At 39.3% G+C, this 26280-nt stretch carries 25 protein-coding genes; 22 read left to right on the top strand and 3 right to left on the bottom strand.

Going from position 1 to position 26280, the window contains the following annotated elements; genetic code table 11:
• Positions 1-179: 179 nt before the first annotated feature.
• The 13 genes from NML75_RS08360 to NML75_RS08300 all read left to right on the top strand — a co-directional run bounded on the left by NML75_RS08360 (position 180) and on the right by NML75_RS08300 (position 14421).
• Positions 180-1454 (top strand): glycosyltransferase, encoded by a 1275-nt coding sequence (locus NML75_RS08360; protein ID WP_025170590.1) that lies wholly within the window; start codon positions 180-182, stop codon positions 1452-1454.
• Positions 1451-2431 carry an NAD-dependent epimerase/dehydratase family protein gene (locus NML75_RS08355; RefSeq protein ID WP_004254079.1) on the top strand — a complete coding sequence of 327 codons (981 nt, stop codon included), beginning with the start codon at positions 1451-1453 and terminating at the stop codon, positions 2429-2431. The genes NML75_RS08360 and NML75_RS08355 overlap by 4 nt, the downstream gene beginning before the upstream one ends.
• On the top strand, positions 2406-3221 hold the full coding sequence (locus NML75_RS08350; protein ID WP_004254076.1) for an MBL fold metallo-hydrolase: 816 nt from the start codon (positions 2406-2408) through the stop codon (positions 3219-3221). Before NML75_RS08355 ends, NML75_RS08350 begins: the two co-directional genes overlap by 26 nt.
• Positions 3199-4461, top strand: a complete 1263-nt coding sequence (locus NML75_RS08345) for a F390 synthetase-related protein (protein ID WP_004254074.1) — start codon at positions 3199-3201, stop codon at positions 4459-4461. The genes NML75_RS08350 and NML75_RS08345 overlap by 23 nt, the downstream gene beginning before the upstream one ends.
• A 14-nt stretch (positions 4462-4475) precedes the next feature.
• Positions 4476-5420, top strand: coding sequence for a 3-oxoacyl-[acyl-carrier-protein] synthase III C-terminal domain-containing protein (locus tag NML75_RS08340; RefSeq protein WP_004254070.1), 945 nt, complete (start codon positions 4476-4478; stop codon positions 5418-5420).
• Between the two features lie 171 nt (positions 5421-5591).
• Positions 5592-7124 (top strand): cardiolipin synthase, encoded by a 1533-nt coding sequence (gene cls, locus NML75_RS08335; protein ID WP_070678285.1) that lies wholly within the window; start codon positions 5592-5594, stop codon positions 7122-7124.
• Between the two features lie 442 nt (positions 7125-7566).
• Positions 7567-7857, top strand: a complete 291-nt coding sequence (locus tag NML75_RS08330) for a thiamine-binding protein (RefSeq protein WP_004254065.1) — start codon at positions 7567-7569, stop codon at positions 7855-7857.
• A complete protein-coding gene (locus NML75_RS08325; protein ID WP_074324961.1) occupies positions 7820-8578 on the top strand; it encodes an ABC transporter permease in 759 nt (252 codons plus the stop codon). Before NML75_RS08330 ends, NML75_RS08325 begins: the two co-directional genes overlap by 38 nt.
• Before the next feature lie 36 nt (positions 8579-8614).
• Positions 8615-9622 (top strand): ABC transporter substrate-binding protein, encoded by a 1008-nt coding sequence (locus NML75_RS08320; protein ID WP_070678279.1) that lies wholly within the window; start codon positions 8615-8617, stop codon positions 9620-9622.
• Positions 9622-10350 carry an ABC transporter ATP-binding protein gene (locus tag NML75_RS08315; protein ID WP_004254058.1) on the top strand — a complete coding sequence of 243 codons (729 nt, stop codon included), beginning with the start codon at positions 9622-9624 and terminating at the stop codon, positions 10348-10350. Before NML75_RS08320 ends, NML75_RS08315 begins: the two co-directional genes overlap by 1 nt.
• 326 nt (positions 10351-10676) lie before the next feature.
• The gene (locus tag NML75_RS08310) at positions 10677-11135 is read left to right on the top strand and encodes a CtsR family transcriptional regulator (protein WP_004254054.1); all 459 of its coding nucleotides are present in this window, start codon (positions 10677-10679) and stop codon (positions 11133-11135) included.
• 6 nt (positions 11136-11141) lie between these two features.
• The gene (locus NML75_RS08305) at positions 11142-13574 is read left to right on the top strand and encodes an ATP-dependent Clp protease ATP-binding subunit (RefSeq protein WP_070678276.1); all 2433 of its coding nucleotides are present in this window, start codon (positions 11142-11144) and stop codon (positions 13572-13574) included.
• Between the two features lie 73 nt (positions 13575-13647).
• Positions 13648-14421: an NUDIX domain-containing protein gene (locus NML75_RS08300; RefSeq protein WP_004254048.1), complete on the top strand. Its 774-nt coding sequence runs from the start codon at positions 13648-13650 to the stop codon at positions 14419-14421.
• A gap of 36 nt (positions 14422-14457) precedes the next feature.
• Here the strand turns inward: NML75_RS08300 and NML75_RS08295 are convergent, their stop codons facing one another.
• Positions 14458-14688 (bottom strand): hypothetical protein, encoded by a 231-nt coding sequence (locus NML75_RS08295; protein WP_004254045.1) that lies wholly within the window; start codon positions 14686-14688, stop codon positions 14458-14460.
• A gap of 275 nt (positions 14689-14963) precedes the next feature.
• On the opposite strand from NML75_RS08295, the gene NML75_RS08290 reads away from it, so the two are divergent.
• Positions 14964-15656, top strand: coding sequence for a hypothetical protein (locus NML75_RS08290; RefSeq protein WP_004254042.1), 693 nt, complete (start codon positions 14964-14966; stop codon positions 15654-15656).
• A 212-nt stretch (positions 15657-15868) separates the two neighbouring features.
• Positions 15869-16555 (top strand): DUF1275 family protein, encoded by a 687-nt coding sequence (locus NML75_RS08285; protein WP_004254040.1) that lies wholly within the window; start codon positions 15869-15871, stop codon positions 16553-16555.
• 51 nt (positions 16556-16606) lie between these two features.
• Here NML75_RS08285 and dusB read toward each other — a convergent pair whose 3' ends face one another.
• Together dusB and hslO are read right to left on the bottom strand one after the other, a co-directional pair.
• Positions 16607-17587 carry a tRNA dihydrouridine synthase DusB gene (dusB, locus tag NML75_RS08280; RefSeq protein ID WP_025170587.1) on the bottom strand — a complete coding sequence of 327 codons (981 nt, stop codon included), beginning with the start codon at positions 17585-17587 and terminating at the stop codon, positions 16607-16609.
• Positions 17574-18446 carry an Hsp33 family molecular chaperone HslO gene (gene hslO / locus NML75_RS08275; RefSeq protein WP_004254034.1) on the bottom strand — a complete coding sequence of 291 codons (873 nt, stop codon included), beginning with the start codon at positions 18444-18446 and terminating at the stop codon, positions 17574-17576. The genes dusB and hslO overlap by 14 nt, the downstream gene beginning before the upstream one ends.
• A gap of 391 nt (positions 18447-18837) precedes the next feature.
• Here hslO and dltB (NML75_RS08270) point away from each other — a divergent pair, with 391 nt between their 5' ends.
• The 7 genes from dltB (NML75_RS08270) (at position 18838) to dltD (NML75_RS08240) (ending at position 26110) form a co-directional block, all read left to right on the top strand.
• Positions 18838-19992 carry a D-alanyl-lipoteichoic acid biosynthesis protein DltB gene (dltB, locus tag NML75_RS08270; protein ID WP_004254024.1) on the top strand — a complete coding sequence of 385 codons (1155 nt, stop codon included), beginning with the start codon at positions 18838-18840 and terminating at the stop codon, positions 19990-19992.
• A gap of 36 nt (positions 19993-20028) precedes the next feature.
• The gene (gene dltD / locus NML75_RS08265) at positions 20029-21201 is read left to right on the top strand and encodes a D-alanyl-lipoteichoic acid biosynthesis protein DltD (protein ID WP_004254022.1); all 1173 of its coding nucleotides are present in this window, start codon (positions 20029-20031) and stop codon (positions 21199-21201) included.
• A 450-nt stretch (positions 21202-21651) separates the two neighbouring features.
• Positions 21652-21783 carry a teichoic acid D-Ala incorporation-associated protein DltX gene (locus NML75_RS08260; protein WP_004254020.1) on the top strand — a complete coding sequence of 44 codons (132 nt, stop codon included), beginning with the start codon at positions 21652-21654 and terminating at the stop codon, positions 21781-21783.
• Positions 21784-21803: 20 nt separating this feature from the next.
• Entirely contained in the window at positions 21804-23354 is a 1551-nt protein-coding gene (dltA, locus tag NML75_RS08255; protein ID WP_004254019.1) for a D-alanine--poly(phosphoribitol) ligase subunit DltA, read from the top strand.
• On the top strand, positions 23351-24595 hold the full coding sequence (gene dltB / locus NML75_RS08250; RefSeq protein WP_070678274.1) for a D-alanyl-lipoteichoic acid biosynthesis protein DltB: 1245 nt from the start codon (positions 23351-23353) through the stop codon (positions 24593-24595). Before dltA ends, dltB (NML75_RS08250) begins: the two co-directional genes overlap by 4 nt.
• A 14-nt stretch (positions 24596-24609) precedes the next feature.
• Entirely contained in the window at positions 24610-24849 is a 240-nt protein-coding gene (gene dltC, locus NML75_RS08245) for a D-alanine--poly(phosphoribitol) ligase subunit DltC (RefSeq protein ID WP_000351968.1), read from the top strand.
• Positions 24842-26110, top strand: coding sequence for a D-alanyl-lipoteichoic acid biosynthesis protein DltD (gene dltD, locus NML75_RS08240; protein ID WP_070678271.1), 1269 nt, complete (start codon positions 24842-24844; stop codon positions 26108-26110). Before dltC ends, dltD (NML75_RS08240) begins: the two co-directional genes overlap by 8 nt.
• Positions 26111-26280 lie beyond the last annotated feature (170 nt).

Below are 26280 nucleotides of genomic sequence, written 5' to 3'. Positions count from 1 at the left end.
TCAATACTTAAATTGAGGCAATTGCCTTTTTTTTTATATTTGATTTTGATTGTTATTATCTGTAAATTTACATTTAGTTTTCTTAAATGTTTCGTTACATTTTCATGTCCAAACTAATAAATGTGTAAAGAATTATCTTATCGATAGTTCTTTTTTTTAAAATTTGATATCCTAGACATATGAAAAGAATCAAAATTGATGTTGTAGTTGTTCCTTTAAGTGGACATTTGTACCCAACAATGAATTTACTCATCCCCTTACTTAATAACCCTCGATATGATATTCGCTTATTCACTGGTCCTCAAAAAAAGGCCGTTGCTGAATCTGCAGGTTTTCATGTAGTTCCAATATTAGAAAATCACATTGAGGATTTTGAACGTGCAGCTAATAATGATAAGCAATTAGGGATATTATCAGCTTATCAACAACTTTCTTCTAGTATTGATTTAATTAATGTAGTTTCAGATCAATTATTGGAAGAGTGGCAAAAGAATCGCCCTGATATCGTCATTGCTGATTTTATAACCTTGTCTGGAGGTTTAGTAGCTAATCAACTTGGAATTCCTTGGATCACTACCATGGCTACACAATTTGTTTTAGAGACTACTGACGGCCCGCCTTGTCTAATTGGTGGTATGGGGAGTCCTAAGAATGGTTGGCAAGTTTCAGTACAATTTTTAGGTAGAAAAGCAACTCGTTTAGTGAAACGAATTGTATCTTTTCTGCTTCGTGATCGCTTAAAAAGATATCATTTTAAATTGTATAATCAACTCGGTCATGAGACCATTTATTCTCCATATTCAATTCTTGGTATTGGTATGAAAGAAGTAGAATTAAAAAAGGGATTTCCAAAACACTACAAGTGGATTGGTCCTTCTGGTGCTTCAGTTGAGACAGGAGAGGATTATCCTTTAGATTTATCAACATTTTCTAATCAAAAGAAAGTCTTAGTGACTTGTGGTACACAACTTGCTTGGGCTAAAGAAAACCTTATCTATCAAGCTAAGCAACTTGCAAAAGCTCATCCAGACTGTCATTTTTTTGTGACACGTGGTGTGGGTGGAGAAGCCTTCCAATGTGAAAATCTCATGGAGAACCTTTCCGTAGTTTCTTATCTACCTTATAAGGAGTACATTCCCCAGATGGATTATGTGATTCATCATGGGGGAGCTGGGATTTTTTATCAATGCATTATTTATGGTAAACCAGCTTTGATATTACCTCATGATTATGATCAATTTGATTATGCCGTTCGTGGGGTTGAAGCCGGTGTTGCTTTCTCAGCTAAAAGAGATAATAGCAAGGCCATTGGACAAGCCTTTGAGGAGCTGTTAGCTAAAGAAAATTGGCCAGAATTAGAGACTTTACGCCAAGCAACACAGTATTATCATCCGACGGAAATCTTAGAGAGCGAAATCCATCGTCTGCTAGAAGATAAGGAGAAGGAAAAATGAAAACAGTTTTAGTAACTGGAGCGACAGGTTTCCTGGGTAAATATGTTGTAGATGAATTAGTCCAGCATGGCTATCAGGTTCGAGCTTTTGGTAGAAACAGTAAGGTTGGTCGCTCTTTAGAGAATTCTTCGATTAGTTTTTTTCAGGGTGATTTGACCAAAGCTGATGATGTGCTAGAGGCTTGCAAGGGGATGGATCTGGTCGTTCATGCGGGAGCTCTATCAACCGTTTGGGGTCCGTGGGAAGATTTTTATCTGGCTAATGTATTAGGGACAAAGTATGTTCTCGAAGCTTGTCGACAAGCTGGTATTCAACGTTTAGTCTATGTATCCTCACCAAGCATCTATGCTGCTCCTAGAGATCAACTAGGGATTAAAGAAAGTGATGCTCCAGAGGAAAATAATCTCAATAACTATATCCGTAGCAAATTAGCTTCGGAGAAACTCTTTAAAGATTATCCAGATGTTCCTAGCATCATCTTAAGACCTCGGGGCCTGTTTGGGATTGGGGACACTAGCATCTTGCCACGGGTTATCAATCTGAGTCAAAAACTTGGAATTCCTTTGATTGGGGATGGGCGTCAGCTCATGGACATGACTTGTGTGGAAAATGTTGCTCTGGCTATCCGTTTGGCCATAGAAGCTCCAGAAGCTAAAGGTGAGGTTTATAACATTACTAATGGTGAACCGAGGGCTTTTAGAGATTTACTAGAGGAAAGTTTGACAGGTCTGGGTTATCCAATCAAATATAGAAAAATTCCAGCATCTCTCTTATCAGGAATTGCAAGTAGTTTAGAATTTATATACAAGACCTTGAACCTTAAAGGGGAGCCACCTCTAACTCGATATACCTATTATCTGCTTCGCTATAGTCAGACTCTTGATATTAGTAAGGCTGAGAAGGACTTAGGTTATCATCCGAAAATTAGGATTTCAGAAGGGATTGAACAATATGTCCAAGATTATCGAAAGCATTGAGTATTTCCCAGCCGGATATTGTACGAGTTATGCCGGTTTGCTTTTTAAGGGTGTCAAGAATAGAAAGATGACTTTCCCCGCAGGAGTGTTCCTTATCAAGCACAGGGATAAGGGCTATCTGCTCTATGATACTGGCTATCACTATGATATTAAGAGGCAACTTCGTTATGGCTTGTATCGTCTAGGAACGCCTGTTCAAATGACGGAGAAAGATCAGATTTCGCACTTGCTGAAAGCTAAAGAGATCAAACTAGAAGAAATCAACTATGTCTTGCTGTCTCATCTACATCCAGATCATTTAGGAGGGGCTAGCTTCTTTCCGAATGCAAACTTTATCCTGACCCAGGAAGTCTATGATGTATACAAGAAACCAAAATTAAAAGATTTAATTTTTAAAGAATTTTTACCGAGTGACTTCGAGGAAAGATTGACAGTCATCAAGGCAAATCAGCAAAATGCTAACTTTAAGTATCGCCCTACCTATGATTTGTTTGGAGATGGTAGTATCTTAGTTGCTTCTATTGATGGGCATGCTAAGGGGCAAGCTTGTCTCTTTATTCCAGATTATCATCTCTTTATCGCAGCAGATCTTTGTTGGGGAATTGACCTTTTACCCTACACCAAACAGATGCATCTGATTCCTTCCTTGGTGCAAGATAGTAAGGATGACTATATCAAGGGAACAGAGCTCTTGGAAGAGGTTTTAAAGGATGGGATAGAAGTGCTGGTTAGCCATGACCCTGTAGAAAGGATTGAGCGGATCTTGTATGAAAAAAATAACCTTTCTTAAAACTTTTATCCAAACTCGTTGGCTTCATAATTTTAAGTCTCGAGAAGCATTAGAAAACTATCAGAAAAAGCAACTGGTTAGCTATATGGACTTTCTCAAGCGTGAGTCACCTTATTTTAAAAATGGTGTACCTAACGACTTTGATCATATGGACAAGGCTTTTATGATGACGCATTTCAATGAGCTCAATACTCAAGGTGTGGATCGAGACGAGGCCTTGGCTTTGGCTATCGAAAGTGAAAAGACCAGGAATTTTACAGAACTCAAAGGAGAAATAGCTGTTGGGTTGTCTTCTGGGACATCTGGACACCGGGGACTCTTTATCACAACCGAAAAAGAGCGCAGTATGTGGGCAGCAGCTATCTTGGCAAAAATGTTGCCCAAAGGTCACCTTTTTGGGCAACGCATAGCCTTTTTCCTCAGAGCGGATAATGAATTGTATCAGACTATCAATACGGCACTTATTCGTTTAGAGTACTTTGATATTTTCAAGAATACAGATGAGCACATAGAGCGTCTCAATAGTTATCAACCGACCATTGTGGTAGCGCCTGCTTCTATGTTGATTGAATTGAGCAAGCGTCTAAAAGATGGGGAGTTGGTCATACACCCACAAAAAATCGTTTCGGTGGCTGAAATCTTGGAAGATAGTGATAAAGAGCGAATTTTGAGCGCTTTTGAGTTGCCGATTATTGACCAAGTCTACCAGGCAACCGAAGGTTTCCTAGCTTGCACTTGCTCTGCTGGGAATCTTCATCTCAATGAAGACATCATTTTTGTGGAAAAACACTACTTGGATGACCGACGTTTTTATCCGGTGATTACGGACTTTAAACGAATCAGTCAGCCTGTTTATCGCTACCAGCTCAACGATATCTTGGTTGAGAATCCTGAACCTTGTCCATGTGGATCTCATTGCACAAGGATTGACAAGGTCGAAGGGCGTTCTGACGACATCTTCTATTTTGATGGACAGGACGGAGATCAGGTAACGATTTATCCTGACTTTATCAGACGTTGCATTCTCTTTGTGGAGAATGTTGGAGATTATCAAGTCAAGCAACATTCTGAGAAGCTAGTGGAAGTTTGTCTGAGTCGAAGAGATGAGCAGGTTGAAACAGCGATTACAGAGCAGTTTCGACTTTTGGCGCAACAAAAAGAGTTTAAAGAACCTGAAATACAATTTTCAGATTATCACTGGGATACAAGTCGTAAGCTCAAACGTATCCAACGTTTATGAAAGGACAAAAAATTATGACAGAAGTAAAAAGACATGTAGAAATTGTAGGATATGGAGTCTGCCTCCCAAAAAATACGGTGCAATTTAAAGACCAGACCCGTCATCGTGTGGTTGAAAATGAAGAAACGCAACTAGATTTGGCAGAAGCAGCTATCCAAGCTGCACTTGAAAATGCAAATTTGAGTATGAAAGACATTGATTGCCTGGTATCAGCTAGTGCGGTTGGTGTTCAGCCGATTCCTTGTACGGCAGCTTTGATACATGAACGTGTGGCAAAAGGGCTCTCTATCCCAGCTATGGATATCAATACGACTTGTACAAGTTTTATCTCTGCTTTATCAACCATGTCACATTTGATTGAAGCTGGGGAATACCGTCGTGTTTTGATTGTATCCAGTGAAGTTGGTAGCTTGGGTCTCAATCCAAAGCAAAAAGAAAGTTATGAACTCTTTAGTGATGGGGCAGCAGCCTTTATTTTCCAATCAAGTGATAAGGATAAGGGAGTTATCGCTAGTCTTCAACGTACTTGGTCAGAGGGGGCTCACGATACAGAGATTCGTGGAGGCTTGACTTCTTATCAACCAAAAGAGTACTCTGAAGAGACCAAGACAAATTTTATGTTTGATATGAAAGGCAAGAAAATCCTCTTGCTTTCTGCTCGTGTCATTCCAGAAATGTTCCAAGAATTCCAAGAGAAATCAGGCATTTCTAAAGATGCTGTAGACTATATTATTCCCCACCAAGCTAGTCGCGCTCTTCCTTTGGTCATGGGAAAACTGGGTGTAGACGAAGACAAGTACCTTAATCTCGTTACGGATTATGGAAATATGGTCTCCGTTGCTGTACCTTTTGGTTTGGCTTATGCACTCGATCATGGCTATGTAAAAGAAGGAGATACCATCTTCTTGATGGGAACTGCAGCTGGTATGACGGTCAATATGTTGGCTTTGAAATTGTAAAATAATAGCAGGCACATATAAGTGGCCTGCTTTTTAAATTAATTTTAAACATAGAACTATCGGCCTATACAGAAAAAGCTTGATAACTTTTACGAAACTAAGTATACTAGAAGGTAACAAGCGTTTTCAGACAGTATATTAGGGAGTATACTTAGAAATTGAGAGGGAGATATGGGAATAAGAAAATTTCGCTTATTAATGTCCAAGTATGGCTTTAGTATTGCGATTATCCTGATAGAATTATTTCTTGTTTTCGGAATTATTCTTTACATGAGCCAGATTGCTCCGATTATTTGGGTGACTCTTGTATTTTTGATTAGCGTAGCAACCGTTATAGCGATTGTCAATCGTTCGATGTCACCTGAAAGCAAAGTGACTTGGTTGATTGTGACCTTTGTACCGGTGTTTGGTCCACTGCTTTATCTCATGTTCGGTGAGAGAAGACTATCAAAAAAAGAACTGAAACAACTCCAGGAATTGAATTCTATTGCATTTCATGAGAATAATGGGCGGCAACTCCATTTACAACTACAGGAGACAGACAAACCAGCTTACGGAATTATCAATGCCTTGCTACATATGGATAGTAATGCAGAAGTCTATGACCAGACAGATTCACAATTTTTCGCAGATGGAGAAGAAATGTGGAAGCAGATGCTGGAGGATCTTAAAAGAGCAGAAAAATTTATTTTTCTAGAATACTACATTGTCGACGAAGGTTTGATGTGGGATAGCATACTTGAAATTCTGGAAGAAAAAGCAGCTCAGGGAGTCGAAATCAAGATGCTCTATGACGACATCGGTTGTATGGTGACTTTGCCTGGGGATTATACTGTTCATTTGCGTTCTAAAGGGATTGATGCTCATAAATTTAATAAGGTGATTCCTCGTATGACAGTGGCCTATAATAACCGTGACCACCGGAAAATATTAGTGATTGATGGACAAATTTCCTATACTGGAGGAATCAATCTTGCAGACGAATATATCAATCATATTGAACGTTTTGGACACTGGAAAGATAGTGGGATTCGGATTGATGGTCCGGCGACTCAAGCATTTACCAGACTATTTCTCATGAACTGGTACATCAACCGTGGGGAGATTAGTGACTTTGATCAGTATCATTTGGAAAATCAGACACGATTTGGTAGCGGTCTTTGTATCCCATACGGCAGTGGACCTAAGCCAATCTATAAAACTAAGGTAGGGAAGATTGTTTATCAAAATCTGATTAACCAAGCAGAAGATTTTGTTTATATCACAACGCCTTATCTCATTATCGATTATGATTTGACAGAGGATATAAAAAATGCGGCTATGCGAGGCGTAGATGTGAGAATAGTTACTCCCTTTGTACCAGACAAGAAGCTCATTCAACTGATAACACGGGGAGCTTATCCAGATCTTTTATCTGCGGGTGTTCGCATTTTTGAATACACACCTGGCTTTATCCATAGTAAGCAAATGATTGTTGATGATCGATTTGCGGCTGTCGGCACTATTAACTTGGATTATCGTAGCTTGGTTCATCACTATGAAAATGCAGTACTACTCTACAAAACAGAGTCAATAGCGGATATTCGAAAAGATTTTGAAGGAATTTTTGAACAATCTCAAGAAATCTTCTCGGATACCATAAATCCTACATGGTATCAAATGATGATTAAAGAAGTAACACAGTTATTTGCACCTATGCTTTAATTGAAAGAATTAACTGAGAATAGATGATTAGAGGAGAGGTTGGGACAAAAGTCCTAGCCTCTCAATTTTCTTTGGATTGTCGAGCAAGACGCAGTGGTTGAGTGGGCTTTACTACGCTGATTTCATCAGCTTTTACAGCCCTACTCAACTGTGCGGAGGTGGGACGACGAAATCGAATTCTAACGAATTACCGATTTCTGTCCCACTCTCTTTTTCTGTAAGCAGTTTCCTTGACATCTTATTTATTTTTCGTTATCATATGTCCATATAATATATGGGAGTCTGTGTACAGTCTGAGAGGAAGTGTTAAACTTCGACCGCACCTGATCTGGGTAATGCCAGCGTAGGGAACGATACTTGGCCTAATTTTGCACCTTTTTCATATATGGAAGAGGTTTTTCTTTTTTTACAAAGAAAAACTGTAACTTAGAAGGAGGTTTTAATGAAAGCAAGCATTGCTTTACAAGTCCTGCCCCTGTCACAAGGGATTGACCGCATAGCTGTAATTGATCAGGTCATTGCTTATCTGCAAACTCAAGGAGTGGCCATGGTGGTGACACCCTTTGAAACGGTTTTGGAGGGGGAGTTTGATGAGCTTATGCGCATTCTCAAAGAAGCGCTAGAAGTGGCAGGTCAGGGAGCAGACAATGTTTTTGCCAATGTGAAAATAAATATAGGAGAGATTTTAAGCATCGATGAGAAACTTGAAAAGTATAATGAGACGGCATATTAGTCTGCTAGGATTTTTGGGTGTCTTATCCGCTTGGCAGGTGGCGGGACTCTTAAAACTCTTACCAAAGTTTATCCTGCCGACACCACTTGAGATTCTCCAGTCTTTTGTTCGTGACAGAGAATTTCTCTGGTACCATAGTTGGGCAACCTTGAGAGTAGCCTTATTAGGTTTGGCCTTGGGTGTCTTGATAGCCTGTATCATGGCCGTCCTTATGGATAGTCTGAGTTGGCTCAATGACTTGATTTACCCCATGATGGTAGTTGTCCAGACCATACCGACCATTGCCATGGCCCCTATCCTAGTGTTATGGTTGGGTTATGGAATCTTGCCCAAGATTGTCTTGATTATCTTGACGACAACTTTTCCTATTATCGTCAGTATTTTAGATGGTTTTAGGCATTGTGACAAGGATATGCTGACCTTGTTTAGTCTGATGCGAGCCAATCCTTGGCAAATCCTGTGGCATTTTAAAATCCCTGTCAGCCTGCCTTACTTTTATGCAGGACTTAGGGTCAGTGTCTCCTACGCCTTTATCACAACAGTGGTATCTGAGTGGTTGGGAGGCTTTGAAGGACTAGGTGTCTACATGATTCAGTCCAAAAAACTGTTTCAGTATGATACTATGTTTGCGATTATTATTCTGGTATCGCTGATCAGTCTTCTGGGTATGAAGCTAGTCGATATCAGTGAAAAATATGTGATTAAATGGAAACGTGCTTAAAAGAAGCGTTTTAGAAAAAGAAAAGAGGAATTAAAAATGAAGAAAACATGGAAAGTGTTTTTAACGGTTGTAACAGCTCTTCTAGCTGTCGTGCTTGTGGCTTGTGGCCAAGGAACAGCTTCTAAGGATAACAAAGAAGCAGAACTCAAAAAAATTGACTTTATCCTAGACTGGACACCAAATACCAATCATACAGGGCTTTATGTTGCCAAGGAAAAAGGTTATTTCAAAGAAGCTGGAGTGGATGTTGATTTGAAATTGCCACCAGAAGAAAGTTCATCTGACTTGGTTATCAATGGCAAGGCGCCATTTGCTATCTATTTCCAAGATTACATGGCTAAGAAATTGGAAAAAGGAGCAGGCATTACTGCCGTTGCAGCGATCGTTGAGCACAATACATCAGGGATCATCTCTCGTAAATCTGATAATGTAACTAGTCCTAAAGACTTGGTAGGGAAGAAATACGGAACCTGGAATGACCCAACTGAACTTGCGATGTTGAAAACCTTGGTAGAATCTCAAGGTGGAGACTTTGAGAAGGTTGAAAAAGTACCAAACAACGACTCGAACTCGATCACACCGATTGCCAATGGAGTTTTTGACTCTGCTTGGATTTATTATGGTTGGGATGGAATCCTTGCTAAATCGCAAGGTGTGGATGCCAACTTCATGTATTTGAAAGACTATGTAAAAGAGTTTGACTACTACTCACCAGTCATCATTGCAAACAACGACTATCTAAAAGACAACAAAGAAGAAGCTCGTAAAGTCATCCAAGCTATCAAAAAAGGTTACCAATACGCGATGGATCACCCAGAAGAAGCGGCTGATATCTTGATCAAGAATGCCCCTGAGTTAAAGGATAAACGTGACTTTGTCATCGAATCTCAGAAATACTTGTCAAAAGAATATGCAAGCGACAAGGAAAAATGGGGGCAATTTGATGCGGACCGCTGGAATGCCTTCTACAAATGGGATAAAGAAAATGGTATCCTCAAGGAAGACTTGACTGATAAAGGATTCACTAACGAATTTGTAAAATAATGACAGAAATTAGACTTGAACACGTAAGCTATGCCTACGACAATGAAAAGATTTTAGAGGACATTAACCTACAAGTGGTTTCAGGTGAAGTGGTCTCCATCTTGGGACCCAGTGGTGTTGGAAAGACCACCCTCTTTAACCTGATTGCAGGGATTTTAGAAGTCCAGTCAGGTAGAATTGTGCTTGACGGGGAGGAAAATCCCAAGGGGCGTGTGAGTTATATGCTCCAAAAGGATTTGCTCTTGGAACACAAGACTGTCCTTGGCAATATCATTTTGCCCCTCTTGATCCAAAAGGTGGACAAGGCAGAAGCCATTGCCAAAGCAGATGAAATTCTTGCTACCTTTCAGTTGACGGCTGTAAGGGATAAGTACCCTCATGAACTCAGTGGTGGGATGCGCCAGCGTGTTGCTTTACTCCGTACCTACCTTTTCGGGCACAAGCTCTTTCTTCTAGACGAGGCCTTTAGCGCTTTGGATGAGATGACTAAGATGGAACTTCATGCCTGGTATCTTGATATTCATAAACAGCTAGGGTTAACGACCTTAATCATCACCCATAGTATAGAGGAAGCCCTCAATCTCAGTGATCGCATCTATATCTTGAAAAATCGCCCTGGTCAGATTGTTTCTGAAGTCAAACTTAATTGGTCTGAAACTGAAGACAAGGACGTTCAAAAAATTGCCTATAAACGCCAGATATTAGAAGAATTGGGCTTGGAACTATAGCTAAAAAACTGTGAAAAACTCACACTACAAAAAAACTTCGGTACATCATTAATGATACCGAAGTTTTATTTTTATAGATTTTACGAAATATTTCTTAGATTTGATGATAAATAACATACTTTCAAAGGATTTGAAAGCTAGTTGTAATTTTTTTATTATAACATAAATGTTGAAATGTAGAATAGAAAATAAAGTATAGTTTGCTAACGGTAGCTATTTTTAAAACTCAGTATTTTCAAGGATTGAGCCCTAAAAGTTTGACTTATAGAGTTGTAAATGATAGTATAGTCAAAGATAGTCAAAGTTTAAGAAGGAGGTAGCAAGCTATGAAATTTAAAAATACATCAGACCATATCGAAGCCTATATCAAGGCGATTTTAGAACAATCTGGTATCGTAGAATTGCAACGAAGTCAGCTAGCGGATACCTTTCAAGTCGTACCTAGCCAGATCAACTATGTGATTAAGACTCGTTTTACAGAGAGTAGAGGATATCTAGTTGAGAGTAAGCGTGGTGGTGGAGGCTATATTCGTATTGGTCGAATCGAATTCTCTAACCATCATGATATGCTCCGCGATTTGTTGTATTCAGTGAGTGATGAGGTGAACCAAGTCATCTTTGAAGATGTCTTAAGACTCTTAGTCGAACAAGAACTCATGACCCGCCAAGAAATGAATCTATTATTAGCTATGGGGACAGACCGAATTCTAGGTGAGGAAGCTAATTATATTCGTGCCAATATGCTTCGTCAGTTGTTGCATGAAGTAGATAGAAAAGGAAAATAAGACGACATGAAATATTCAAAAGCATTGAGAGAATGCATCGATAGTGCCTTTCTGGTAGCGAGTCGCTTTGATGCAGATTACCTAGAGTCTTGGCATTTGCTGATTGCCATGGCCAATCATAGCTACAGTGTTGCTGGAGCAACTTTAAATGAATTCCCGTATGAGATTGATCGTTTAGAGGAAGTAGCTGTAGAATTAACAGAAGCAAACTTTAACCATAAGGAAGATTATAAGGAGCTCCCATTTTCCTATCGTTTGAACGTCTTGATGTTGGAGGCGGAACATGTTGCTTCGGTTGTACATGCCAAAGCATTGGGAACAGAGCATCTTCTCTACGCTATCTTACATGATGGCAATGCCCTAGCTACTCGCATTTTGGAAAAAGCAGGATTTTCTTATGAAGACCAGAAAGATCAAGTCAAGATTGCTGGGCTTCGTCGTAGTCTTGAAGCGCGTGCTGGTTGGACAAAGGAAGATTTGAAGGCTCTGCGTCAGCGTCACAGATCAGTAGCAGATAAGCAAAATTCTATGGCCAATATGATGGGTATGCCTCAAACTCCAAGTGGTGGTTTGGAAGATTACACTCATGACCTCACAGAGCAAGCTCGTTCAGGCAAATTGGAACCAGTTATTGGACGTGACCAAGAAATCTCTCGTATAATCCAAATCTTGAGTCGAAAAACAAAAAACAATCCAGTTCTAGTTGGAGATGCAGGTGTTGGTAAAACAGCTCTGGCACTTGGCCTTGCACAGCGAATTGCCAACGGAAATGTGCCTGATGAAATGGCTAAGATGCGTGTCTTAGAACTTGATTTGATGAATGTGGTTGCGGGAACCCGTTTCCGTGGAGACTTTGAAGAACGTATGAACAATATCATCAAAGATATCGAGGAAGACGGTAAGGTTATCCTCTTTATAGATGAGCTTCATACCATTATGGGATCAGGAAGTGGTATTGATTCGACCTTGGATGCGGCCAATATCCTGAAACCTGCCCTAGCGCGTGGAACTCTGAGAACTGTTGGGGCAACCACTCAGGAAGAATACCAAAAACACATCGAAAAAGACGCAGCCCTTTCTCGTCGCTTTGCAAAAGTGATGATTGAGGAACCAAGTGTGGCTGATAGTATGGCTATCTTGCGTGGCTTGAAAGCAACTTATGAGAAACACCACCATGTCCAAATTACAGATGATGCTGTCGAAACAGCTGTCAAAATGGCACATCGCTATTTGACTAGTCGTCACTTGCCAGACTCAGCGATTGATCTTTTGGATGAAGCGGCAGCAACTGTCCAAAATAAATCAAAGCACGCTAAAAAAGATGAGTCAGGTTTAACAGCAGCGGACAAGGCCTTGATGGATGGCAAATGGAAACAAGCAGCTCAGCTCATTGCAAAAGAACAGGAAGTTCCAGTCTATAAAGATCTAGTAAAAGAGTCTGATATTTTGACAACCTTGAGTCGCTTGTCAGGTATTCCAGTTCAAAAATTGACACAAACGGACGCCAAGAAATATCTCAATCTAGAAGCTGAACTGCATAAACGTGTTATCGGGCAGGAACAAGCGGTATCAAGTATCAGTCGTGCCATTCGCAGAAATCAATCAGGTATTCGTAATAACAAACGTCCAATTGGTTCCTTTATGTTCCTAGGACCAACAGGTGTTGGTAAGACAGAATTGGCCAAAGCCTTGGCAGAAGTTCTCTTTGATGACGAGTCAGCCCTCATTCGTTTTGACATGAGTGAATATATGGAGAAATTCGCAGCTAGTCGTCTCAATGGAGCTCCTCCAGGTTATGTAGGCTACGAAGAGGGCGGAGAGTTGACCGAGAAGGTTCGTAACAAACCGTACTCAGTCTTGCTCTTTGACGAGGTAGAAAAGGCCCACCCAGATATCTTTAATGTGCTCTTGCAGGTCTTGGATGATGGTGTCTTAACAGACAGTAAGGGTCGCAAGGTTGATTTCTCAAATACCATTATTATCATGACGTCAAACCTTGGTGCGACAGCTCTTCGTGATGACAAGACAGTCGGTTTTGGAGCTAAGGATATTCGTTTTGACCAAGAAAATATGGAAAAACGGATGTTCGAAGAGTTGAAAAAAGCTTATCGTCCAGAGTTTATCAACCGTATTGACGAAAAGGTGGTCTTCCACAGCTTGTCAAGTCAAGATATGCAGGAAGTGGTTAAGATTATGGTCAAACCATTGATTGCAAGTCTCGCAGAAAAAGGCATTGACTTGAAACTCCAAGCATCTGCCCTTAAGCTTCTAGCTCAGAAGGGATATGATCCAGAAATGGGAGCTCGCCCACTGCGCAGAACTCTGCAAACAGAAGTAGAAGACAAACTAGCAGAACTCCTTCTTACAGGTGAATTGAAAGAAGGTAAGACACTTAAAATTGGTGTCAAAGCTGGTCAATTGAAATTCGACATTGTATAAAACAAGAACTATTAATCTATAATTTGTAGATCCACCCTCTTTATTGCCATCAAAAGCAGAAAGGAAGTAGAAGATGATGAATCAGATAATTCCAACCGGGATGACAGAAAAAGAGTACTTTGAAGTTCACGCTAGTCAAGCTGAATTTTTAGACTGGTACCACAAGCAAGCACTCCCTCAGTATGAAAAACCAAGTGTGACTGTGGATATGGTAGCCTATTGCTTTGCAGAAGGGAAAATGAAACTCTTTCTGATTCGTCGGAAGGCACACCCTTTTCAAAATTGTTTAGCGCTAGTTGGTGGTTTTATGGATAAAGGGGAAGATGCTGCCCATGCTTGTCAACGTGAGGTAAAAGAAGAAATTAATCTTGAACTTCCACTAGAAAAGATTGAACAGTTAGTGACAGTATCTACTCCTGGTCGTGATCCCAGAGGTTGGACAGTTACCATTGCCCACTTGGTTTACCTACCTAGTCGAGCTCTTGACTTAGTCCAGGCAGGAGATGATGCAAAAGAAGTCGTTCTTGTAGATGTTGATTTTCACACAGGCAAGTGTTACTTGGATGGCAAAGAACTTGACGAGAAGGACTTTGCATTTGACCACTTATCCATTATTCAAACATCCATCAAGAAGATTCAAGAAGCTATCGACTATGACGCTCGTTTCCTTTATTTACTAGAGGATGAGTTCACAGTGGATGATGGGTTAGCCCTCATTGAGACTCTATGCCCAGGCAAATCATGTACGAGTGATAGTTTCTTATCGAAATATGGTCATAGCATAGAGGAAGTTGGATTTAAACGGATTCCTCAGAAGGAAGTTATCACTATTTATCGATTAAAATAAAAAAGTGAGGTCGGGATTTTCTCGACCTCTTTTTGTTTAAGGATGTTTATCTTTATTAGAATTGCTCATGATTCGAATGAATAAATCTTTGTATTTATATTTTAAATAATGTTCGTGTAAATACAATAAAGCCACGTAGACAATCATGAAAATGGCAGTTAGGTAGAACAAATCAAATGTTGTTTGAGCGTAATGAGTAGCACCCCCATAAGAAACGAAAGCAGCTAAAATCAACCAAGGAAGATACTTGTAATAGTTTCTTAACATAAGCCTACACCTCCAATATCTTATTTCAATTTTATTATAGCCCTTCAAGAAAAAAATGCAAGCGATTACACTTATAAAATATAGTATTTTTAGTAGGAAAAATTTCCTGTTTTTTAAATTTTTAACGAATAATAGAGATAGGAGGATTAAAAAAAACAAATATAAATAAAAACCAAAACCATATATAAATAGTTGACAAACCCTAAAACAAATATTACAATAACATTACAGAAGTATTTCATAACATTTCAAAAAGATTACATGGGAGGCGCATCATGAAAACAAAACATTCAATTCGTTTACTAGCAGTAGCAGTATTGGCTTCAACTTTGCTTTTAGGAGCATGCGGAAATAAGAAAGAGAACACTGCAAGTGATAATTCTAGTAAGACAACACAAGCATCTTCTAGTTCTAAGGCGAGTTCTTCAAGTAAAGAGAACAAAACTCAGAAATCATCAAATTCAACTTCATCAGAAAAAGCTAAGTCATCATCTTCTGATCAGTCAACGACTACTGCTAATCAATCGCAAGCAACACCAGCACCAGAAACAAAACAAAATCAAGAACCTTCTGCTAAGCAAACCCCTTCTCAAGCCCCATCCAATCAACAAGGAACACAAGCAAACCCGAATCAGTCAGCTTATGATCCAGCAACTGATCGCAAACTTCAAGACAAGCAGGCAGAACACAACAAACGTTATAAAGGCGTCTTGACTATGGTGGACAAAGACTTTTCGGCTGCAGCTGGGAATTGGAAGGGGGCTAATGGTGAAACTATCACGGTCTCATCAGGTGGCCAGTTTACAGTGGAATCTGCTGATGGTAAGAAAGAAAACTACTCTATCCAAAGTTATTCTTATACCCTTGATGATGGAAAATACAATGCGGAAGTAGGTGGTGGAAAAGTCATTCAAATTACAACAGGAGCGGATGGTACGGTATCTAGTGTTGTCTTGATTCAACCATAGAATTTAGTACTGAAATAATTTGTTTAAAAATAGCTCAGTTGATGAATACTTACAGCATTCCCAGTTGATAAGACGTCATACATGAACTCCAGAGATGAGACTAACTTAGGAGTATATGTAATCATGTCTACTTGAACTGACCGTTTTTCACTTAGTTTCTTTCAGAGAAAGTGGTATAATGAAAAAATCAAAGGGAAACGAGTGATGAATCAATGCCAGATAAATTAATTTTACCTCAAAATACACGACTAATGGGAATATTTCTTGGCTTTATAGGTGGTTCTTTGGATGTGTTCTGTCACATCCAGTACCATAGTTTGGTGGCAACACAGACAGGGAACATTCTTCTACTGATATCAGATTGGCACGATTCACATGTTATCAATACAATGCTGCGATTCTGCTCCATTATTTTCTTTTCCCTAGGATTTGTTTTTGCCTTACACGTGAAGGAATATCGTAAAACAGCCTATTGGCGGGTTAAGATGCTACTTCCCTTATTTATCGGAACCCTTGTTCTTCCCTTCTTTTCCCGCTTTCCTCTATTAGAAGTCCCTTTTATTGCTTTTGGAACTGGAATGATGATGCTGACATATACGGGCAGTTTGATTGAAGATCATCCCTATGTCATTTTTATGACTTCTGGAAATTACCGAAAAATGCTGACTGCTTTGTATCGCGTCGTTAGAGGAGAAGGAGACGTTCAAGAATATCGCCGTCAAGCCTTAAACTATGGGATTGTTGTAGGGAGTTTCGTAGTAGGGGCAATTAGTTTGGCTATATCTATGCATTTTTTCCATGAATGGTCTATTTGGATTGTCAGCTTCAATTTGTTTTTGATTATGTCCTACTATATAGCTAGGGTGAAGCAATTAGATTTACAAGATGAAAATATATAAAAAGGCAAGGCTCGTTTTTGAGCTTTGCCTTTTTGTGAAGTAGATAGAAGGTTATGCGTTGTTTAGTTGCAAGAGTGCTTCAATCTCTGCAAGAGTGCTGGCTTGTGAAATGGCTCCACGGAGTTTAGCAGCACCAGATGTCCCACGGAGGTAGTGAGGGGCTAAGCCGCGGAATTCGCGAACGGCAATGTGCTCGCCCTTGAGATCAATCAAGCGTTTCAGATGCTCATAAGCAATCTTCATCTTGTCTTCGAAGGTTAAATCAGGCAGGATTTCTCCTGTTTCAAAGTAATGATTGATTTGATTGAAGAGGTAAGGGTTGCCCATAGCGGCACGGCCAATCATGACCGCGTCGGCACCGACTTCTTCGATACGTTGTTTCGCTTCTTGAACCGTACGGATGTCTCCATTTGCAATAAATGGAATCTTGGTCAGAGCTTGCGCAACCTTGTGAAGGGTCTCGAGGTCAGCGTGCCCCGTATACATTTGTTCCCGAGTCCGTCCATGCATGGCGAGGGCAGAGACACCTGCTGCTTCAGCTGCGAGGGCATTCTCCACTGCTAGAGAAGGGTCCGACCAACCTGTCCGCATTTTGACAGTGAGAGGGATATCAAGGACAGATTGGACCTTGTTGATGATAGAGTAAATCTTATCTGGGTCCTTGAGCCACATAGCCCCAGCTTCGTTTTTCACAATTTTGTTAACTGGACAGCCCATGTTGATATCCACGATATCTGTCTTTGTATTTTCTTGGATAAATTCAGCTGCGCGAGCTAGGCTATCTTCATCGCTACCAAAAAGTTGGATGGAAACAGGGTTTTCGCCCTCGTCGATATGAAGCATGTGTAAGGTTTTTTCGTTGTTGTATTGGATACCCTTATCAGAGACCATTTCCATAACAACGAGCCCTGCGCCAAGTTCTTTTGCGATAGTACGAAAGGCTGAGTTGGTTACGCCAGCCATAGGTGCGAGGACCGTCCGGTTTGGGATCTCGACGTTCCCAATCATAAATGGTGTATTAAGATTTGTCACGAATGAGTTCCTCCAAGTCGTTTTCATCAAAGTTATAAGTTGTTTGGCAGAATTGACAAGTGATTTCTGCCCCATGGTCTTCCTCTTTCATTTCCTCAAGGTCTGAACTTGGAAGGCTGGCAAGAGCATCCATAAAGCGTTCTTTGCTACAGTCACATTGGAAACGAATTTCTTCTTCGGACAGACGTTTGTAGGGCTCGTCACCATAGATAGCCTTGAGAAGGGCTTCGATATGGTCGTCACTTTCTAGAAGAGTTGAAATGGCTGGCATCTCTTGGATTCGTTTTTCAAAACGAGCGATTTCTTCCTCTTTGGCATTTGGCAATACTTGGAGCAAAAAGCCACCTGCAACTTCGACCTTGTCGTCTTTGTCTAAAAGAACATTGAGGCCAACTGCTGAAGGCGTTTGTTGACTTTCTGTAAGATAGAAAGCTAGGTCTTCACCGATTTCTCCAGAGATGAGAGGAGTCATGGAGTTGTAGGGATTTCCAGTGCCATAGTCTGTAATGACTAGAAATTGACCATTGCCGACAAAAGGTCCGACAAGGACTTCGCCAGTTGCAGTCTTTTTGATGTCAACACCTGGATTTTGCACATAACCTTTGACGTTGCCCTTGGTATCTGCAACTGTGATAATGGCACCGAGGGAGCTAGTCCCAAGAACCTTGACGGTTAGCTTGGTATTCCCTTTTTCATTGGCAGCGAGAATCTGACTGGCGATTAAAGTACGACCAAGCGCTACAGTTGAACTAGCTTGGGTTTGATGTTTTTCTTGAGCAGTACGGACCGTTTCCGTGCTATCTAGAACAAAAGCACGAAAAGAACCACTTTCTGATATTGTTTTAATAATTTTATCCATAGCTACTATTTTAGCATAAAAATGCTTAAAGGGGGAGTGGTGTGTTTGCTAGTTCTGAGGATTATTCTGGTATTTTTTATATTATGTTCCGATTGAAGGAGAAAATGAAAGGGGTAACGAATATATTTAGGAGACTTGATGGGAAAAGCTGAGTCAAGTTAATTATTTACTATTAGATTTTATTTATTTTGTAAATAATTTTGTCTCGTTATTGGGATTTTAGTGGTAAGAGTCATTTGTTTTTTTATTTTAGGAAATTGGATAATAGAAGTATATAGTTTTTAAATTATGATATAATGAATAAAGTTAATTATCCTTGATAATATGATAGGGACTAATCCTAAAATGACAAATCAGGAGATGAGAAAAAGAGAAAAGGAGTCCATTTGGTATGAATTATTTTGAGGGGAATGAGTTTTTCCTTCTATTACTTGTGGTTTTACTGATTGGCTTTGTTTTAAACTATTTTGGCAAGCGTAAGGATTATTATATTTTAAGTCTGTCAATTTTATTTGCAGGAGCCATCTATGGTAAGAGTAAATCCATGGTTGTTTATCTATTGGCTTTCATCATCTACCAATATGTCCTAGTTTTCATAGCACAAAGAATGGATTCAAAACAGTTAAAACCTCTAGTTATGTTATCCATTTTACCTTTAGTGGTCAATAAAGTCTTTGCAATAACCCAGCTACATTTGTTGGCTTTTATTGGGATTTCCTACATGTCCTTTAAGACCATTCAGATCATGCTAGAAATATCGGATGGTTTAATCAAAGAAAAAATCACTGTAAAAGATTATCTGCAGTTTCTACTCTTTTTCCCTACAGTTAGTTCTGGGCCAATCGATCGTAGCAGAAGATTTCTAAAAGAGATCAATGAAGTCATGCCTAGAAAAGACTACCTAGAGTTAGCAGGTGATGGTATTTATCGCATCGTTTTAGGTCTTCTCTACAAGGTTGTTTTATCAACCTATGTTTACCAGATACTACTTGCTCTAAGCAATACTGGTACAGTTGTCTACTCAATCAAATATATGTACCTGTATACTCTCTATCTGTTCTTTGACTTTGCGGGGTATAGTTTGATGGCTGTTGGAAGCAGCAATGTTTTGGGTATTCAGACACCGATGAATTTCAATAAACCTTTCTTGAGTATTGATATCAAGGATTTCTGGACTAGATGGCACATCACCTTGTCAACATGGTTGAGAGATTTCGTATTTTCAAGAGTTTTGATGCAGGTTATCAGAAAGAAGTGGTTTAAGAATAGATTACACAATGCAGCCTATGCCTATATGGTCAACATGTTGGTTATGGGATTTTGGCATGGAATTAGTGTCAGCTACATCGCTTATGGATTTTACCATGGAATCTTGATGTCTGGATTTGAAATTTATCAAAAGAAAAGCAATTTTTATAAGAAACATAAAAATAAAACTTGGTACAAGCTAATAAGTTGGTTTGTGACCATGAATTTAGTTATGGTTGGCTTCTTTATCTTTTCAGGTGAACCTTATAAGATAATTATGGCAATTCTAAGTAGATAAAGAGATTTGCTAAAACAAGGAGATTGGAAAAACAAGATGATTAAGTTAAAAGCATTTTTACTATCGCTTGTGCTCGTAATTGCGACTCTTGCTCTTTTAAATGTGACATATGTCAAGAAGATTGACGACTATTATAAAGTCAAGGACAATAGTATTCGCTACAGCACTTCTTATGAAAAGTATAAAAGTAGAGATATTCTAACAAATAATATCACTCCCAATACACTAGTTCTAATGGGTTCCTCAGAGTTAGTTGCGACGATAAATGAAGATTACCATCCCAATAAAATTTTTAACTACAATGATTTTAACATTATGCAGATAGGAACCAGTTACTCTCAAAATATCATTCAAGCTACGACCTTGAGCTCGATTGAGGGGGCTATGAGCAAGCGAAAAGTAGCCATCGTAGAGTCTGTTCAATGGTTCGAAAAGGATGGGACTCATCAAGACGCCTTCTTAAACAAGGCCTCTCAGGAACATATTTTTCACATGCTAGATAACGAGAAAATCAGTAAGGAAACGAAAGAAAAACTGATTAATCGCATTATTGAGATTACCAAAGGAAACAAACAACAAAATGATATCTATAAAAAGTATAAAAGCTATTTCATAGAAGGAAAAGGAACAATCATTGATAAAAAACTGTTGGAGTTTGACAATGCCGTTTATTCCTTTAAGCTTAAACGAAAATTCTATGAAAATCATGCCAAATCAGACTATCCTGCACTAGGGGATGAAACTCCGGATTATAATTGGGAGCAGATGACAGATCAGTTTGTAGAAGAAGTTAAAAAGAAAACAGATAACAATGATTATGCTGTGGATAATAACTACTACAATACCTACTTGAGAGACCGCTATGCTTCGTTGAAAGATTCTAACAAAGACTTGAGTTACATAGAGTCACCAGAGTATTCAGATATGGAACTCTTCTTGACAGTTGCTAAGGAATTGGGAATTGAAGTTGAAGTCATTATCTTTCCTGTAAATGGTAAATGGAATGATTACACAGGTGTTTCACGAGAAATGCGTGAAGAAACTTACAAAAAAATAGAAAATATTGCCAAAAACCACGGTGCTACGGTGTTAAACTATGGAAATAAAGAGTATGAAGATTACTTTTTATTCGACGTGATGCACGTTGGGGTGAAAGGATGGATGGAAGTTGAAAAAGAACTTTACAAATTTGCAAATGAAACTAACTGACACACATCGTTTACTATTGTGGACCTTGTTTTTCTACACAGTTATTTTAAGCATCGTAATCTACTGTTTTGTGACTGATTTTTCGAACATTCAAGATTTCATCTATAGTGAATTTTAAGATTACATATTATAAAAATCTCTAGATAAAGGGAATTCTACCGATAAAGTGAGACATAAGATAAGGCTCTATAATATTTATAGTGGGGAAGTCCTCTATAGGTAGTATAGAGCCTACTTTGTTGTAGCTCCCAATATAATCTATACTGGGAAACATTAAAGCTATCAGTAGAAGGTATCATATGGAACGATTTAATGATGTTGAAATGTAGTGGAAATGGACGGAAAACAATTGAAAAAATAGTTTATAAAGTGGTATAATAGCAGAAAATAAGTTAGTAAGAAATTGATTTTATTTTAGTTGAAAATTACAGGAATGAAAGGTTTTTCTTGATGAAACAGAGAAATGAACTCTATCTCTTTCTTGGTCGGACAGCCTTGTATTTTATCATTTTCTTGGGCCTGCTTTACTTTTTTAGTTATCTCGGTCAGGTTCAAGGTAGCTTTATCTATAATGAATTTTAACTTAAAGGAGAAACCCTATTGTGTCAAATAAACCAATAGTAGATATGATTGAAACCATTGAGCATTATGCTCAAAAGCAGCCTAATTTTCCGGTCTACAATGTCCTTGGAGAAGAGCATACCTATGGCCAATTGAAGGCTGATTCAGATAGCTTAGCAGCCCATATTGACCAAATGGGACTTCCTGAAAAGTCACCTGTTGTGGTCTTTGGTGGCCAAGAATATGAAATGTTAGCAACCTTTGTGGCCTTGACCAAATCTGGCCATGCCTATATCCCAATTGATAGCCATTCTGCTTTGGAGCGCGTGTCTGCCATTCTTGAAGTAGCAGAACCAAGCTTAATCATCGCTATCAATGAATTTCCATTGGGAAACCCAGCTGCTCCAATCATGCCCTTGGAGCAAGTGCGTGAAGCTTGTGCGGTTCAGCATGCCTATGATTTGCAACATCCGGTCAAAGGGGATGATAACTACTACATCATCTTTACTTCGGGGACGACCGGGAAGCCAAAAGGGGTGCAGATTTCACATGATAACTTGCTCAGCTTCACCAACTGGATGATTACAGACAAGGAGTTTGCAACGCCAGAACGTCCGCAAATGTTGGCGCAACCGCCCTATTCCTTTGACTTGTCTGTCATGTATTGGGCACCAACCTTGGCTCTTGGAGGAACGCTTTTTGCCCTCCCATCAGCCATTACTCAAGACTTCAAACAACTCTTTGCAACTATCTTTTCTCTTCCGATTGCTATCTGGACTTCGACACCATCTTTTGCAGATATGGCCATGCTGTCTGAAGATTTCAATGCTGAAAAGATGCCAGGCATTACCCATTTCTACTTTGATGGGGAAGAGTTAACTGTTAAAACGGCTCAAAAACTGCGTGAACGTTTCCCGAATGCGCGCATCATCAATGCCTATGGACCAACAGAAGCAACCGTTGCTTTGTCGGCGGTTGCTATCACAGATGAGATGTTAGCGACACTTAAACGCTTGCCAATTGGTTATACCAAAGAAGATTCTCCAACCTTCATCATTGATGAGGAAGGAAACAAATTGCCAAATGGAGAGCAAGGAGAAATCATCGTGTCTGGACCGGCTGTTTCAAAAGGTTATATGAATAATCCTGAGAAAACAGCAGAAGCTTTCTTCGAATTTGAAGGTCTGCCAGCCTACCATACAGGAGATGTTGGAACCATGACGGATGAAGGCCTTCTTCTCTACGGTGGACGGATGGATTTCCAAATCAAGTTTAACGGCTACCGTATTGAGCTAGAAGATGTTTCTCAAAACTTGAACAAATCTCAGTACATTGACTCGGCTGTTGCGGTACCGCGCTATAATAAAGATCACAAGGTTCAAAATCTCTTGGCCTATGTTATCTTAAAAGATGGGGTCAAAGAACAATTTGAGCGCGAGATTGATATTACCAAAGCGATCAAGGAAGACTTGGAAGATATTATGATGTCTTATATGATGCCTTCGAAATTCCTCTACCGTGACAGCTTGCCGTTAACTCCAAATGGGAAAATCGACATCAAAGGGTTGATTAGTGAGGTTAACAATAGATGATGGAGCTTCTTAAACAGCTTCCTCATATTGAGCCTTATGGGAATCCGCAGTACTTTTTGTATGTGATTACTGCTATTTTGCCAATCTTTATCGGTCTTTTTTTCAAAAAACGTTTTGGCTGGTATGAAATATTGGTTAGTCTCTTCTTTATAGTCACTATGTTGACGGGAGGCAAGACCAATCAATTGGCTGCCTTGGGTATTTATCTGTGCTGGGAAATATTGCTCCTGCTTTTCTACAAGCACTATCGAAAAAGCAAGGATGGCAAGTGGGTATTCTACCTCGTTAGTTTTCTGTCCCTCCTTCCCATCATCTTTGTCAAGGTGCAACCAGCTATTAACGGTACACAGTCTCTGCTGGGATTCGTAGGAATCTCTTATTTGACCTTTCGTTCAGTGGGAATCATCATCGAACTTAGAGATGGAGTCATTAAGGATTTGAAAATGTGGGAGTATTTGCGTTTTCTTCTCTTTATGCCGACATTTTCAAGTGGTCCTATTGATCGTTTCAAACGTTTTAATGAAAATTATAAGACGATACCAGAGCGCGATGAGTTGCTAGATATGCTAGCCGAGTCCGTTCGGTATATCATGTGGGGATTTCTGTATAAATTTATCCTAGCCCATATTTTAGGCGAGATTTTATTACCACCGCTAAAGAATTTAGCTTTACAAACAGGTGGCGTCTTTAACTATTATGTAGTGGCCATCATGTACACATTTGGTTTGGAACTCTTCTTTGATTTTGCAGGTTACTCTATGTTTGCTATAGCTATTTCAAATCTGATGGGGATTCGTAGTCCGATCAACTTCAACAAACCCTTTTTGTCAAGAGATTTGAAAGAGTTTTGGAATCGTTGGCACATGAGTTTATCCTTCTGGTTTCGTGACTTTGTCTTTATGCGCATGGTCATGGTGATGACGAGAAAGAAGCTTTTTAAGAATCGAAATGTGACCTCAAGTGTCGCTTATATTGTAAATATGCTGATTATGGGGTTCTGGCATGGGATAACATGGTTTTATATCGTTTACGGGCTCTTTCATGGAGTGGGCTTAGTCATTAATGATGTCTGGGTTCGAAAGAAAAAAACGCTCAATAAAGAACGTAAGAAAGCAGGACGACCTCCCTTGCTTGAAAATCGTTGGGCTCAGTTGCTTGGCATGGTGATAACCTTCCATGTCGTAATGGTTTCATTCTTAATCTTTTCTGGATTTTTGAATGATTTATGGTTTAAAAAATAGAAGGAAATTAAAAAATGGATATCAAATCAGAAGTTATTGAAATTATCGATGAATTATTTATGGAAGATGTTTCTGACATGATGGATGAAGATCTTTTCGATGCAGGTGTCTTGGATAGTATGGGAACGGTTGAATTGATTGTAGAAATCGAAAATCGCTTTGATATACGTGTCCCGGTTACAGAATTTGGCCGTGATGATTGGAATACAGCCAATAAAATCGTGGCAGGGATTACGGAGTTAAAGAATGCTTAAACGCCTGTGGTTAATCTTCGGGCCGATTCTTATTGCAGGTTTATTGGTTCTTCTACTCATTTTTTTCTATCCTAGTAGTAAGAGTCATAATCTAATGGAGGAAAAATACTCTGCAGCCTCAGTAAGTGCAGAAAGTTTCAAAGAGAGAAGTCAAAAAGTGAGAGCTCTCACGGATCCTAATATGCGTTTTATACCCTTTTTGGGTTCGAGTGAATGGATTCGTTTTGATAGCATGCATCCAGGAGTGTTGGCTGAAAAGTATAATCGCTCCTACCGTCCGTATTTTATGGGGCAGGCAGGAGCCGCTTCTCTTAGTCAATATTTTGGGATGCAACAAATCACATCTGAACTTGAAAACAAACAAGCGGTATTTGTAATCTCTCCACAGTGGTTTACAAAAGAGGATCATGACCCGACTATTTTTCAAACTTATTTTAACAATGATCAGTTGACTGCCTTCTTGGAGAATCAATCTGGAGACGTAGCTTCTCAATATGCGGCTAATAGACTCTTAAAGCAAAATCCAAGAGTTCCGATGAAAGGAATTGTTGAGAAGATAGCTAAGAATGAACAGTTGTCAGACTTTGATCAAACGATGGTTAATATCTCTGCCGAGTTCAATGAGAGACAAGCTGCCCTTTTTGGTCAATTCTCTATTCGAGGCCAATTAAAGTATAAAGATCATATTGAAAAATATTTGAGCAGTCTCCCAGATCAGTTTTCGTATGAAGAATTGGAAAATATTGCACGTAAGGATGCAGAGGAAAATACGACCAATAATGATTTGGGGATGGATAACCACTTTTACAATACTCAACTTAAGAAAGATTTAAAAAAGTGGGAAGGGTATCAAAAAAATTACAACTTCCTCCAGTCAAGGGAATACAATGATTTGCAGTTAGTGCTCAATCAATTTGCCAAATCTAAGGTGAATGTACTCTTTGTCTTTCAACCTGTCAATAAAAAATGGATGAATTATACCGGATTAAGTGAGGAAATGTATCAACACTCTGTTGAAAAGATCCGTTACCAGTTGGAAAGTCAAGGTTTTACCAATATTGCTGACTTTTCAAAAAACGGAGGAGATCCATACTTTGTCAAGGATACGATTCATATCGGTTGGTTAGGTTGGTTGGCGTTTGACAAGGTTGTAAATCCTTTTTTGAGCAATCCAACAACAGCACCTAGTTACCAAATGAATGATCGATTCTTTAGCCAGGATTGGGCAAATTACGATGGGAATATTAAAGATTTTCAATAAATAGCAAAAGAGCCCGAACCTTGTTTTGGGCTCTTTGTAATGAAAGATTTTTGGTAATGGACAGTGTTGTAGCGGCCTCTTCATTTGAATAAGGGTAAGTAAAAAGAGATCAAGAAAATGAAAACATAAAAAATTGTTTTCATCTTTTTTCTTGACTCTATACTTGGATG

This window comes from Streptococcus sp. CF4-3 (assembly GCF_024295385.1).
GTDB classification, from domain to species: domain Bacteria; phylum Bacillota; class Bacilli; order Lactobacillales; family Streptococcaceae; genus Streptococcus; species Streptococcus infantis_I.
The sequence above is the reverse complement of the archived record's forward strand: the minus strand, read 5'-3'. Positions and strand labels throughout refer to the sequence as shown.

Excerpts from the sequence above, each read along its gene's own strand:
- NML75_RS08360 (WP_025170590.1), top strand. The coding sequence starts at position 180 with ATGAAAAGAATCAAAATTGATGTTGTAGTTGTTCCTTTAAGTGGACAT.
- NML75_RS08355 (WP_004254079.1), top strand. The coding sequence starts at position 1,451 with ATGAAAACAGTTTTAGTAACTGGAGCGACAGGTTTCCTGGGTAAATAT.
- NML75_RS08350 (WP_004254076.1), top strand. The coding sequence starts at position 2,406 with ATGTCCAAGATTATCGAAAGCATTGAGTATTTCCCAGCCGGATATTGT.
- NML75_RS08345 (WP_004254074.1), top strand. The coding sequence starts at position 3,199 with ATGAAAAAAATAACCTTTCTTAAAACTTTTATCCAAACTCGTTGGCTT.
- NML75_RS08340 (WP_004254070.1), top strand. The coding sequence starts at position 4,476 with ATGACAGAAGTAAAAAGACATGTAGAAATTGTAGGATATGGAGTCTGC.
- cls (WP_070678285.1), top strand. The coding sequence starts at position 5,592 with ATGGGAATAAGAAAATTTCGCTTATTAATGTCCAAGTATGGCTTTAGT.
- NML75_RS08330 (WP_004254065.1), top strand. The coding sequence starts at position 7,567 with ATGAAAGCAAGCATTGCTTTACAAGTCCTGCCCCTGTCACAAGGGATT.
- NML75_RS08325 (WP_074324961.1), top strand. The coding sequence starts at position 7,820 with ATGAGAAACTTGAAAAGTATAATGAGACGGCATATTAGTCTGCTAGGA.
- NML75_RS08320 (WP_070678279.1), top strand. The coding sequence starts at position 8,615 with ATGAAGAAAACATGGAAAGTGTTTTTAACGGTTGTAACAGCTCTTCTA.
- NML75_RS08315 (WP_004254058.1), top strand. The coding sequence starts at position 9,622 with ATGACAGAAATTAGACTTGAACACGTAAGCTATGCCTACGACAATGAA.
- NML75_RS08310 (WP_004254054.1), top strand. The coding sequence starts at position 10,677 with ATGAAATTTAAAAATACATCAGACCATATCGAAGCCTATATCAAGGCG.
- NML75_RS08305 (WP_070678276.1), top strand. The coding sequence starts at position 11,142 with ATGAAATATTCAAAAGCATTGAGAGAATGCATCGATAGTGCCTTTCTG.
- NML75_RS08300 (WP_004254048.1), top strand. The coding sequence starts at position 13,648 with ATGATGAATCAGATAATTCCAACCGGGATGACAGAAAAAGAGTACTTT.
- NML75_RS08295 (WP_004254045.1), bottom strand. The coding sequence starts at position 14,688 with ATGTTAAGAAACTATTACAAGTATCTTCCTTGGTTGATTTTAGCTGCT.
- NML75_RS08290 (WP_004254042.1), top strand. The coding sequence starts at position 14,964 with ATGAAAACAAAACATTCAATTCGTTTACTAGCAGTAGCAGTATTGGCT.
- NML75_RS08285 (WP_004254040.1), top strand. The coding sequence starts at position 15,869 with ATGCCAGATAAATTAATTTTACCTCAAAATACACGACTAATGGGAATA.
- hslO (WP_004254034.1), bottom strand. The coding sequence starts at position 18,446 with ATGGATAAAATTATTAAAACAATATCAGAAAGTGGTTCTTTTCGTGCT.
- dltB (WP_004254024.1), top strand. The coding sequence starts at position 18,838 with ATGAATTATTTTGAGGGGAATGAGTTTTTCCTTCTATTACTTGTGGTT.
- dltD (WP_004254022.1), top strand. The coding sequence starts at position 20,029 with ATGATTAAGTTAAAAGCATTTTTACTATCGCTTGTGCTCGTAATTGCG.
- NML75_RS08260 (WP_004254020.1), top strand. The coding sequence starts at position 21,652 with ATGAAACAGAGAAATGAACTCTATCTCTTTCTTGGTCGGACAGCCTTG.
- dltB (WP_070678274.1), top strand. The coding sequence starts at position 23,351 with ATGATGGAGCTTCTTAAACAGCTTCCTCATATTGAGCCTTATGGGAAT.
- dltC (WP_000351968.1), top strand. The coding sequence starts at position 24,610 with ATGGATATCAAATCAGAAGTTATTGAAATTATCGATGAATTATTTATG.
- dltD (WP_070678271.1), top strand. The coding sequence starts at position 24,842 with ATGCTTAAACGCCTGTGGTTAATCTTCGGGCCGATTCTTATTGCAGGT.